Annotated in this window: 11 protein-coding genes and 1 rRNA gene; 4 read left to right on the top strand and 8 right to left on the bottom strand. The window is 26.9% G+C overall.

Features of this window, described 5'->3' with window-relative positions; translation table 11 throughout:
• Positions 1-90: 90 nt before the first annotated feature.
• Positions 91-381, top strand: a complete 291-nt coding sequence (locus tag BUB36_RS17150; RefSeq protein ID WP_073153122.1) for a hypothetical protein — start codon at positions 91-93, stop codon at positions 379-381.
• A gap of 67 nt (positions 382-448) precedes the next feature.
• On the opposite strand, the gene BUB36_RS17145 is transcribed toward BUB36_RS17150, so the two are convergent.
• Positions 449-1,117 (bottom strand): GntR family transcriptional regulator, encoded by a 669-nt coding sequence (locus BUB36_RS17145; protein WP_073153119.1) that lies wholly within the window; start codon positions 1,115-1,117, stop codon positions 449-451.
• Between the two features lie 235 nt (positions 1,118-1,352).
• Here BUB36_RS17145 and BUB36_RS17140 point away from each other — a divergent pair, with 235 nt between their 5' ends.
• Entirely contained in the window at positions 1,353-2,579 is a 1,227-nt protein-coding gene (locus BUB36_RS17140; RefSeq protein ID WP_073153105.1) for an argininosuccinate synthase, read from the top strand.
• Complete coding sequence (argH, locus tag BUB36_RS17135) at positions 2,576-3,952, top strand: argininosuccinate lyase (RefSeq protein ID WP_073153103.1); 1,377 nt, start codon at positions 2,576-2,578, stop codon at positions 3,950-3,952. The genes BUB36_RS17140 and argH overlap by 4 nt, the downstream gene beginning before the upstream one ends.
• A gap of 339 nt (positions 3,953-4,291) precedes the next feature.
• Here the strand turns inward: argH and BUB36_RS17130 are convergent, their stop codons facing one another.
• The 4 genes from BUB36_RS17130 to BUB36_RS17115 form a co-directional block, all read right to left on the bottom strand.
• Positions 4,292-4,600 (bottom strand): SdpI family protein, encoded by a 309-nt coding sequence (locus tag BUB36_RS17130; RefSeq protein WP_073153100.1) that lies wholly within the window; start codon positions 4,598-4,600, stop codon positions 4,292-4,294.
• A 151-nt stretch (positions 4,601-4,751) separates the two neighbouring features.
• Complete coding sequence (gene tigE, locus BUB36_RS17125) at positions 4,752-6,170, bottom strand: radical SAM cyclopropyl synthase TigE (RefSeq protein ID WP_073153097.1); 1,419 nt, start codon at positions 6,168-6,170, stop codon at positions 4,752-4,754.
• Between the two features lie 20 nt (positions 6,171-6,190).
• Entirely contained in the window at positions 6,191-7,549 is a 1,359-nt protein-coding gene (locus BUB36_RS17120) for a radical SAM/SPASM domain-containing protein (RefSeq protein WP_073153094.1), read from the bottom strand.
• Positions 7,550-8,362: 813 nt separating this feature from the next.
• Positions 8,363-8,644 (bottom strand): hypothetical protein, encoded by a 282-nt coding sequence (locus tag BUB36_RS17115; RefSeq protein WP_073153089.1) that lies wholly within the window; start codon positions 8,642-8,644, stop codon positions 8,363-8,365.
• Positions 8,645-9,074: 430 nt separating this feature from the next.
• On the opposite strand from BUB36_RS17115, the gene BUB36_RS19500 reads away from it, so the two are divergent.
• Positions 9,075-9,320: a hypothetical protein gene (locus tag BUB36_RS19500; protein ID WP_131821333.1), complete on the top strand. Its 246-nt coding sequence runs from the start codon at positions 9,075-9,077 to the stop codon at positions 9,318-9,320.
• A gap of 62 nt (positions 9,321-9,382) precedes the next feature.
• Here BUB36_RS19500 and tigB read toward each other — a convergent pair whose 3' ends face one another.
• From tigB to rrf, 3 genes are all read right to left on the bottom strand, one after another.
• Positions 9,383-9,580 (bottom strand): methyl-cyclopropylglycine-containing RiPP peptide TigB, encoded by a 198-nt coding sequence (gene tigB / locus BUB36_RS17110; RefSeq protein WP_073153085.1) that lies wholly within the window; start codon positions 9,578-9,580, stop codon positions 9,383-9,385.
• 52 nt (positions 9,581-9,632) lie between these two features.
• Positions 9,633-11,387: an ABC transporter ATP-binding protein gene (locus BUB36_RS17105; protein WP_073153082.1), complete on the bottom strand. Its 1,755-nt coding sequence runs from the start codon at positions 11,385-11,387 to the stop codon at positions 9,633-9,635.
• 157 nt (positions 11,388-11,544) lie between these two features.
• Positions 11,545-11,661 (bottom strand): 5S ribosomal RNA (gene rrf / locus BUB36_RS17100).
• Positions 11,662-11,820 lie beyond the last annotated feature (159 nt).

The raw sequence follows: 11,820 nt of genomic DNA, 5'->3' as shown, positions 1-11,820 counted from the left end.
AAAAAACTGAGATTTGAATGAAAAATTCAAAAAATATAGTAAGAACATTCCCTTTTCTTGAAAGAATTTCAAGGACGTTCTTATGACTGTATGATAGCTCATACAACCATTGTATTTACAAGATACATCATGTTATCTGTAGAAAATAGAAAGAGTGCTGACCATCGTTCAATAGGAAGATTATGTTATCTTTGTTGTGATGAATTGGAAGATATTAAATTCTTTGAATCTATCAGCTTAATCTTAGATTTATTAAAAGATGCTTTAACTGAAAAGCTATCGCTTACAAAGAAACAATTAAATGAGTTTATGAATTATATTATAGCTTCGCTACCTACTGTTTTAAAGGAAAAGCTGGCTATTTTGTGCTGCGAAAGTTGAGTTATATAAGATAATCATGTAATTTACCCATATAATAATAAAATAATATTTAATTTAATATATCTTTTTAAACTTTTGTGCTAACTTTTTTAGCATTATCTCTTGAATTATTTACATGTTTTAGTATTGCTTCTGCAGCTCTATCTATATCTCTATCAGTGAATGCTTCCAATATTTTTCTATGTTCCTCTAAAGCGCTTTCCATTCTGCCAGGAGATCTTAAAGATTTATACCTGGTAGTCTTCATAAAATATTGGAAATCCTTTAAAACATGCTCAAGATATCTACTCTTAGTAGCATTATAAATTGTTTCATGAAACTTTGTATTAAGTTCTGCAATCTTATCTATATCTTTTTTAAAGCTGTAAAATTCCATCAATTCGAAAATTTCCTTTAGTTTTTGTAAATCATTTTCATCCATTCTTTCTATTGCCCATTTAACTGCTATACCTTCAATAGCGATTCTAATGGTATAAATATCTTCAACATCTTGATTAGATATACCCTTAACTATAACTCCTCTATTAGGTATATTATCAACAAGACCATCCAGCTCCAACTGCTTTAAAGCTTCCCTCACTGGTGTCCTACTAACACCAAATTCTTCAGCAAGCTTTGCCTCAACGATCTTCTCCCCACTAGTGTACTTACCTATTAAAATATCCTCTCTTATCTTCTCGAAAATCATTGACGTTAATGATTTATTTCCCTTTTTTTCATTAAATATATTTTCCATGATTACCTCCAACTATAAAAACTGATAGCGTTTACCAGTAGAATATTCTTATATTTCACCGTCATTGTACATTATAAATATATTTTTGTCAATGTTAGAATATTTTTAATATTTAAAATTCAAAAGCTTCTATAAATATTTAATGAATATTTATAAATGTATTATAATATTTATGTTGAAGTTTTCTTATATTTTGCTATAATATATTAATAAGAATACATTGGGAGGTATATTTATGAATAGAAATAAAGTTGTATTAGCATATTCTGGCGGACTTGATACTTCTGTAATTTTAAAATGGTTAGAAGTAGAACATAATCTTGATGTTATAGCAGTTTGCGTTGATGTAGGTCAAGAAGAGGATTTTTTTGCTGTTAAACATAAAGCTCTTGCAACAGGTGCTTCAAAAGTATATGTAATAGACGTTAAAGAAGAATTTGTTACCGACTATATTTATCCTACATTAAAAGCCAGTGCAATTTACGAAAATGATTATCTATTGGGAACTTCCTTTGCTAGACCTCTTATTGCAAAAAAATTAGTTGAAATAGCTGAAAAAGAAGGGGCTGTAGCTATTGCCCATGGTGCTACTGGTAAAGGTAACGACCAAGTACGCTTTGAAGCTACTATAAAAGCTTTAAATCCATCTTTAAAAATAATTGCTCCTTGGCGTGAATGGAATTTAAAATCTAGAGAAGATTGTATAGACTATGCAAAGAAATATAATATTCCCATTCCAGTTACAAAAGAAAAAATTTATAGTCGTGATCAAAATCTTTGGCATATAAGTCATGAAGGCGGAAATCTAGAAGATCCATGGAATGAACATGATAATGACATGTATCTTATGACTGTAAAACCTGAAGAAGCACCTAATAAACCAACATATGTTGAAATTGATTTCGAATATGGTGTTCCTGTAGCTATTGATAGCGTTAAATATTCACCTGTTGACTTAATATGTAAGTTAAATGATTTAGGTGGTGCCAATGGTATAGGTATAATCGATATTGTAGAAAATAGACTTGTAGGTATGAAATCCCGTGGCGTTTATGAAACTCCTGGTGGAACCATATTATTTGAGGCTCATAATTCCTTAGAAAAGCTTGTCTTAGACAGAGCTGTACTTAATTTTAAAAAAATGGTATCAGAAAAATATGCTCAGCTTGTATATGATGGGCTATGGTTTACTCAACTTAAAGAAGCCCTTGATAAATTTGTTGACAGTACTCAAAAAGTTGTTACTGGTACAGTTAAAATGAAGCTCTATAAAGGAACCTGTAAGACAGTTGCAACAAAATCACCTTACTCTCTATATAATGAAGCTTTTGTAACCTTTGGTGAAGATGATGTTTATAATCAAAAAGATGCAGAAGGTTTTATAAACTTATTTACCCTACCGTTAACCATAGGTGCAATGATGAAAAAAAATAAAAATAAGAAGGAGAAACAAATAATATGAAACTATGGGGTGGAAGATTTTCAAAAACCACAGCAAAATTAGTAGATGAATTCAACGCTTCAATATATTTTGATAAAAAGCTTTATAAGCACGATATTATTGGAAGCATAGCCCATGCTAAAATGCTTGGTAATTGTAATATAATATCCAAGGATGAAAGCCTGAAAATCATTGATAGTCTTAAAGAGATACTAGATGATATTGAATCAGGTAATATAGAGTTTAAGATAGAATATGAAGATATTCATATGAATATCGAAAAGCTTCTTACTGATAAGATAGGTGATATAGGAAAAAAACTCCACACAGCTAGAAGTAGAAATGATCAAGTGGCTGTGGATATTAGGCTATATCTTAAAGAGGAAATATTAAATATCTGTGGATTGTTAAAAAATTTATTGATAACTTTACTTAAAATAAGTAAGGACAACTTAGATACTATTATGCCTGGTTATACCCATCTCCAAAGAGCTCAACCTATAACCCTTGCTTATCATATGATGGCATATTTTCAAATGTTTAAAAGGGATTATCAAAGGCTTAATGATTGTTTTGATAGAATGGATTATTTACCTTTAGGAGCTGGAGCTTTAGCTGGCACCACCTATAATACTGACAGAAATTTTATTGCCAAAGAACTTGGATTTAAAAATCTATGTGATAATTCTTTAGACGCTGTTAGCGATAGAGATTTTATAATTGAGTTCTTAAGTGCAGCTTCAATAATAATGATGCATCTTAGTAGATTTTGTGAAGAATTGATAATTTGGAGCTCCAGTGAATTCGATTTTATTGAAATGGACGATAGCTTCAGTACAGGAAGCTCTATAATGCCCCAAAAAAAGAATCCAGACGTAGCTGAACTTATAAGAGGAAAAACTGGAAGAATATATGGTGATTTATTCAATATATTGACAATAATGAAATCTTTACCCCTTGCATATAACAAAGATATGCAGGAGGATAAACCCCTTATTTTTGATGCTGTAGAAAATATAAAGCCTTGTCTTGAAATTTTTAATAATATGATAGATACTATGATAATAAAAAAATCAAATATGAAAAAGGCTACAAATTCAGGCTTTATGAACGCTACTGACATTGCAGATTATTTAGTTAAAAAAGGTCTTCCATTTAGAAGTGCCCATGAAATCGTTGGTAAGATGGTTTTATATTGTTTGGAAAACAACAAAAGTATTGAAGATTTAACATTGGAACAATTTAAAAATTTTTCCTCATTTTTTGAGGATGATATAAGTAAACAGGTGAAAATTAAAACATGTATAGAATCTAAGGTTTCACTAGGTTCAACTTCTACCAATAATGTGAAGCTTATGATTGAAAAAGGCAAAAATTTTGTTGAAGCTTTATAGCAACATTATATTTTAACCTGCCTCTATGGTGGGAGTTTTAATATTTTCTTTTCCCTCATATAATAAACCTGTTTTTGGATATGATTTTAAATAGAAAAACAAGCTTATAAAAATCACTCAAATGAAATATTAAAACTCCCTAAGATATTTTAAAAATTAAAATATACTATAAAAAACAATGTTTCATATGAAACAAGGTAAATCTTGGATAATGTTATATTTTAGATATTTTTTTATAATCTATAGATGTTCCAGTAAAACAGTTAATTTGTACACATCAAAAATCCTTAAAACTCTGGATATTTTGATATGTATAAATTAAGTTTTACTATTGGAAATCTATATATATGAATATATCGTTGGATAAAATGTTGCAATACCTATAGCTGCAATAAATAAAACTAGTGCAATTATGCCTATAAAAAATGATGATATTATTAGTATTATTCCTTCAATCATGAATGAAAATCCACCTATTCTATGAATCTTTTTCCATACTGTTTCATTTGCAAGAGTCCATGGAGTCCTTACACCAAAGAAATAATTTTGTCTAATTTGACTCATGAAATTACCAATAACAATAAAAAGTAATCCTATTCCTATTCGTACAACCATTGCTACATTAATATTAAAACCTAGCGACATCATAATCATAATCCATTGAATTGCAATTATAAATATTATAATTACTATCTTCGTTATTTCATACGCTTTTTTATGCTTTAAATATGAACTTTTTTTGGATCTATCTATGGTATATTATCTAAATCTTCTATAAAATCCATTTTCCCATTAAATATTATTTACTTTCATCTATATCATATCTAAATATATTTTTTTCTCTTTCTATTAATCTTCTAATTAATAGCTTATACAAATCACAAGCTCCCTTATCCATATACATAATATTTCCATATTTTTTTTCAATAGCTCCAAGACAAAGTCCTGAACAATGTCCTATTAGTTCACAATTAATGCAATTATTACTGTTTATAAAGCTCCTACTGGCATATTTTATATAGTTCTCACAAGAAAGCAATCCTTCTAGATCATTCATATTCCCAAAATAACCTGAAGAACCTTTACAAGCAAATACAACTCCCATTGGCTCTATACTTAGTTGTCCCCCAGTTGCCGAACAAGTCTTATATCCTCTATCTATAGATTTATTCATTATTATATTTTGATATGTAATATGCCAATAACCTGTTACTATTATTCCATTATCTAACCCATACTCATATAAATCAATAACTTTATTTACAATGTCATCTAAGTTAAAATCTTTATAGAAACTTGGATTTAAATCTAATAAGATTCCAATCTCAGATACATTATAATTTTGGGCAAAATCTACTATGTCATTATTAAAATAATCAAATGTATCTCTTGATAATACTGAATTAAATGCAATATAGTTATTGTTTTCTTTTAATATCTCTAAGCTTTTAATTGTATTTTTTATACTGTCTGACCCATCATTTGTATATCTATGACTTCTGTTAGGAGAATCAAAACTCATTATTACTGGAACATTGTATTTTTTTAAATATTCTGATATTTTCGGGGTTATTAATGCCCCATTTGTAACTATACTATAATCTATTTTTAATCTATCTTCATTTTTATAATGGTCAAGAACCCTTTCTATAGTATTCCAATTGGTAAGAGGTTCTCCTCCAAAAAACTGTATTGACAATTCTTTATTATTTGCTTTTATTATCTTTTCTATTACTTTTTCTATATAATTTATTGCATTTTCAGGCGTCATAATTTGATTTTTATCATGTTTTTGATAGATTTCTCTTTCTTTTGATGAATATATAGAATTTGTAAAACAATATTTACAATTATAGTTGCATTTATTGCTTACTACCAGTTGAATGGCTTTTATTTGTTCTCCAGTCTCAATTCTATTTATTCTTCTTTTTTCATGCTCCCTATAAGATTCTATTTCATTTTGCCCATTATAAATTATAAATCCTTTTTCAAAAAATTCATTTACTATATCATTGATTTCTGAATTATCTATATAAGAAAACTCATTATAAATATCTGTTAATAGCCTGCTTTTTTTTAAGTAATTCAAAACCTTATATATCTCATTATCGACTTCACATAGTCCTCCATGAATTGAATGAAATAATCTAAAACTATTATCATCCTTCTTTATTGTATTTACATATTTAGATAATAATAATTCTCTTGAATTTAACATACCCACTCTCCTCCTAGATATTATATAACTTCTAATAAATCATCTGGTGTACTGAGTATAAGATCTTTAGTAATATTTTTATATAGTGAACAAAGTATATTTTCTTTATAAAATATACTACCTACTTTTTTTTCAGCTGATCCCATGCATACCCCTGAACAAAACTTATCTAATTCACAATTTTTACAACTATCACTATTCTTATATACTCTATTACTATAATTCTTATAAATATCACTTTTATAAATATTATCATAATCTTCTATATCACCAATTTTCTGAACACAACACTTGCAAATATATACGTCTCCATTTGGCTCAATACTTAATTTACATCCTGTAGCTGGACAAGTTTTATATCCACTTAGTAAATACAATGGCTCTTTTCCAATTATTTGTGAATATATTTTTTCCCAATATCCTGTAACATTAATTCCCTTTTCTCTTCCATAGCAATATGTGTCAAGTAACAAATCCCGTACTTGTTTTATATCATAAGAAGTATTATAATAGTTTGCATCTAAATCTAATATTAATCCAATATTCTTTACATTGTATTTATAAGCTAAGTTGACTAATTCCCTATTATTATAATCTTTTAATGTTGTTCGTGAAATAACAGAATTAAATGCGATATTTATATTTTTATTTAATAACATCTCCAGCTTAGGAATCACTATATCCATTGCTGACCTTCCATCTTTATGTACTCTTTCTTTATTTGTAGGCGAATCAAAACTGATTATTAAATTACATCCATATTTTTCAAAATAATTTAACATTTCCTTATTTATTAATGAACTATTAGTAGTTATTGTATAAAATAGCTGTATATCAAATTTTTTACCATCTCCATATTTATCAAATATTTGTTTTATAGTATTCCAATTTAACAAGGGTTCTCCACCAAAAAACTCAATAGTTAAATTATTGTTTCCATTAGATTTAACATTATTAATAGCTTTTTCAATAGCTTTATCAGCTATATAAAATGGCATATTCTTCTTATTATTTTTTTTTCTATCCATACAATTATTTATTTCTTCAAAACAATAAGCACAATTAAAATTACAATTATTTGATAATATAAGTTGAATACCTCTTACAAGATATCCACTATCTAAATTTTGTGTTCTATAAATCTTCTCCGTTTCAAAATAGTAATCTTCATTAAAATTTTCTTCATGTATAAAATAATTATCTAATAATTTTTCAAATATTTTCTCATCCAATTTACTAATTTCAATATTATCTAGTGAGTTCAGAATATTTAATGTTTCATCTGTAATCAAACATAAATTGCCAAAATATTTATGGTAAATATAATTTTTATTATCTCCTTTTATATATATCAGCTTATCAGACTTAATATATCTCATCATTAAACCCCCATAATTATTAGTAGGGGGATAACCCCCCTAATCATTAAGTTAATAGCTCGTTGCAGAACTCTACAACTCGTATAAATACTGACTTTTAATCTATTGAAATGGCTAAACTTCCCCTATTTTGGGTATATATATAATAACAAATTGTGTATAACTCAAAACTTATAAAAAAGAAAGGAGAAGCTTATACCAATTTCAGCTAAACAATTAACTTTTTGCGATGCTTTTAATGATTTTGATAAGTTTTATAATAAAAATCAAGTCAATCTGCTTACTTTATTAGAAGAATTTATTACCCTTTCTTTTTATCAAAAGTATTATTCCCACTTTGGTAAAAACAGAGATTTTTCTCTAGAATCTATGCTTAATGCTTTTATTCTTAAAAACATTTTATACTTATGCTTAAAACTAAAAACTATGATATAGGATTTATATAGTAAAACTTAATTTATACATGTACAAATACGCAACGTTTCTGGGCGTTTTGGATATGTATAAATTAAAGTCTTTACTTAAATTCTTATAATCCACTTGCTATTAAATCTTTAATTGCCTAGTTTGAAATATTTAAATTAAATATCAATTTTTGAAAAGATTAATTTAACCTTTATTTTTTCATGTCTTTTTTGTGTGAATATTTTTTATGCTACCCCAATCCCAATAGATTGCGTATGCTTTGTAGATTCCATCGATAGCGGCTTCAGTAATAGTAACACTTTTTCCATATGTTCCAAGATATTTTGTATAATCAGAACTACTACCGTACCATGGCTTATCATCCCATGATATGCCAGAAGCTATTGATTAATATCCATCCTTTGATTTATTCTTTGAAGAGTCTTTATCTACACGCCCAAGATTTTTAACCTGACCAATTACTTTACCGTCTTTAGTTATTTTACCAGTAGATTTATCATATACTGCGGTTATATCTTTTTTATTATCTGATGATGCGGTAACAATTCTCTTGTCTGCCTTATCAACAATTGTAAAAATTATTTTATCAACTACTATAGATTGATTTTTATATTCTATACTACTATCTATTGCGAAACTGCTAGTTATTACTCCTAAGAAAAGAGTCAAAACTAAAACAAATTTAATAATTTTCTCATAAATATATCCCTCTTACAATATGTTTAAATTATATATTTAATATAATTATCAGTATAAGATTTACATAGTAAAACTTAATTTATACATGTACAAATATGCAATGTTTTTGGGCATTTTGGACATGTATAAATTAAAGTCTTTACTTAAATTTCTATAAAAGTATGGAATAGAAATGTTCAATATTCATCCATTAACTTTTATAATTCTGATAATAATCCATCGATTGATTTAAAACCTTATTATATTAAATTATATTTAAAATAGGTATGATGCCAAGTCTTTAATACCTACTCTTGAAACCTTTTTTCAGATATATCCTAATTTCTAATATAAATATTTTTTAAGTGACTGTGGCTTTGATGCTAATGATAACTATTTTTGTCTTCATAGCAAAAGCATAATGCCTATCATTAGCATCAATCCACGTAATTCTTCTGATTTGCCACAGCCTGATTTAAATGAAATCGGTGTTCCCCTTTGCCCAAATGATTCTTCAATTCCAATGGTCTATGATAGTATTACTCGTGAAAAGGAACGTACTAACAAAATAAAATACATATGTCCTAGGGCTAAAAAAACAAAATTCAATAGAAAAACTACTTATATTTTAAGCTGTGATAACCCTTGTACTAACTCTAAGTTATAATTATCTATTGGGCAATAAACATATTAAACTAATGACTTATATTGTCTTTATTTTAGCAAATTTTACACTGAGCCTATTGTTCCTGATACTGAGCCTATTGTTCCTGATACTGAGCCTATTGTTCCTGATACTGAACCTATTGTTCCTGATACTGAACCTATTGTTCCTGATACTGATGATACTGAGCCTATTGTTCCTGATACTGAGCCTATTGTTCCTGATATTGGCTTATAAACAAGGTCCATAGAACTTCTCTTCATAAATCCACCTCCTTAAGTATATTTAGAAATAGCACTTATAATATTAGTACTATTAACTAACATTTTTATTTGAACACTTATCGTTTTTTAGTTTGTCATAAAATATTTTATACGTAAGATACTTATCATATATTTCATCATGCTTACCTTGACATATAATTTTCCCTTCTGACAAGTAAAGAACATTATTGATTTCTCTAATTAACTTTGGATTATGAGTTATTAATATAATTAAATTGTTATTTATAAATCTATTTATTATATTTATAAATCTATTTATACTATCTCCATCTAAAAAATTAGTTGGCTCATCAAGTATCATAATCCTACTCTTTTTCAGAATTAATCTTGCCAACATTAACTTTTGTACTTGACCGCCTGATAAATTTACTCCATTTTGCATTATTTTTGTTTTGTATCCATTTTCTAAAGACACTATAAAATCATGAATTCCTAGTTCTTTAGTTATTTTAACTACTTGTTCATAAGTATATTGCTTATTTTTCAACGTGATGTTATCATATATATCCATATCAAACATAAAAGGGGATTGATTTATAACAGATATATTTTTTATATAAGAACTGTAATCATATTCGCTAATATCTACACCATCTAATGTTATTCTACCTTTTGTGCATTTATATAATCTTAATATTAAGTTCACTAGAGTTGACTTCCCGCATCCATTATGCCCCACTATTGTTAATATTGATCCTACATTAATCTTAAAAGAAATATTATTAAGTACAGGCTTCTTATCATACATAAAAGTAACATTATGAAATTCTATATCTCCAACAGTATTTTTGCATTTGCATTTTCCAAATCTTTCATCTTCTATCTTATAATTTTCTACTAAATTGTTTATTCTTTCTATAGAATTCAACAATTGCTTAATACTTATATTTTGATTAAGTAAATTTGAATAGGCTAAAGCAAACCTATCTGAATATGTTGTAAATGCAATATAGTATTCATAAAGTAATCTATCCCTTAAAATCATTATACAACCAACCACTAGTACTATTATTGACATAATAAAACTTAGTGTATTTTTTACAAAATATGCAGTTATCTCTATTTTGCTAAACTTTAATTGCTTATTTTTTACATTAATAGCCTTTTCTTTGTATATCTCTAAAAATGTTTTTCTTAACCCTAATACTTTTATACTCTTTAATCCATAAAGTATTTGATGTATAAAATTTATGTACTTATCTCTAGTATTTAATATTTTCTTGCCTTGTTCTTTAATCCTATAACCGTACTTAATATTAATAAATGCTATAAATGGTGTGAAAAACAATATTATAATACCAAGTATTAAATTCATTTTTATCATAATTATAGTTAAAATAGCTATTTGAATTATATTTAGAGATGTCTGAAAGAAGTAATTTAGAGTTGATGATGCAATTGATGGAGCATCAGTTTCTAAAATCTGCTGTAATTTACCTTTTTCAAAATTTAAAAAATCTTTATATTCCATATGTATTATAGTACGGTATAGATATGTTTTTATTTTATATGTGATTTCTAAGGCTGCTTTTTCTTTTAAATATTTTTCAATTACCTCACATATTGATAAAACAACATAAATACCTATTATTCCAATAATATAATAAATTAGAATATCAGATTTTTTATTGAATAATAATACTAATACTTTGGCCCACAATAATGGCTGTAGTACATTTAAAATAACCTGTAAAATAAGTAGCAATTCAATTAAAAGTATAGTTAACTTGAATTTTTTAAAAAAAGGAATTAAATTAAGGAAAAATTTATAATTATTGTTTTCCATATTTTATCTCCATTGCCATTTTACTTAATTATATACTATTTTTATATTTTTGTAAATATGATAAAATTTATTTGTAAAATATTTAAAAAATAAAGTTTTTTTAAATTGTAAATGAAAAAAACCTGAAAGAATAAAAATTCTTTCAGGTTTTTTATAAAACCAGCAACGACCTACTCTCCCAAGCGGTTACCCACCAAGTACCATCGGCGCTGAAGGGCTTAACTTCTGTGTTCGATATGGGAACAGGTGTATCCCCTTCGCCATAGTCACCAGATATATTTGCACCTTCGGTGCAATTTTAAGTCTTTTTAGTAAACCTTTGAGGGTCTGTTATATGTTCTAATGTTGTATGTTGTAATGAGGTCTTTCTATAAAGCTTTTTCTTTAAAGATTGATCCTAAAACATTTTAACCTTCAACATTCTAACATATCT

This window comes from Paramaledivibacter caminithermalis DSM 15212 (assembly GCF_900142245.1).
GTDB lineage: Bacteria > Bacillota > Clostridia > Peptostreptococcales > Caminicellaceae > Paramaledivibacter > Paramaledivibacter caminithermalis.
Note: the sequence above shows the minus strand (reverse complement) of the source record. Positions and strands in the feature narration are given on the sequence as shown.

What these genes read in the sequence shown, in the direction of transcription:
- BUB36_RS17145 (WP_073153119.1), bottom strand. Translation starts at nt 1,117, where the DNA reads ATGGAAAATATATTTAATGAAAAAAAGGGAAATAAATCATTAACGTCA.
- argH (WP_073153103.1), top strand. Translation starts at nt 2,576, where the DNA reads ATGAAACTATGGGGTGGAAGATTTTCAAAAACCACAGCAAAATTAGTA.
- BUB36_RS19500 (WP_131821333.1), top strand. Translation starts at nt 9,075, where the DNA reads ATGCCTATCATTAGCATCAATCCACGTAATTCTTCTGATTTGCCACAG.
- BUB36_RS17150 (WP_073153122.1), top strand. Translation starts at nt 91, where the DNA reads ATGATAGCTCATACAACCATTGTATTTACAAGATACATCATGTTATCT.
- BUB36_RS17120 (WP_073153094.1), bottom strand. Translation starts at nt 7,549, where the DNA reads ATGAGATATATTAAGTCTGATAAGCTGATATATATAAAAGGAGATAAT.
- BUB36_RS17105 (WP_073153082.1), bottom strand. Translation starts at nt 11,387, where the DNA reads ATGGAAAACAATAATTATAAATTTTTCCTTAATTTAATTCCTTTTTTT.
- BUB36_RS17130 (WP_073153100.1), bottom strand. Translation starts at nt 4,600, where the DNA reads ATGATGTCGCTAGGTTTTAATATTAATGTAGCAATGGTTGTACGAATA.
- tigE (WP_073153097.1), bottom strand. Translation starts at nt 6,170, where the DNA reads ATGTTAAATTCAAGAGAATTATTATTATCTAAATATGTAAATACAATA.
- tigB (WP_073153085.1), bottom strand. Translation starts at nt 9,580, where the DNA reads ATGAAGAGAAGTTCTATGGACCTTGTTTATAAGCCAATATCAGGAACA.
- BUB36_RS17140 (WP_073153105.1), top strand. Translation starts at nt 1,353, where the DNA reads ATGAATAGAAATAAAGTTGTATTAGCATATTCTGGCGGACTTGATACT.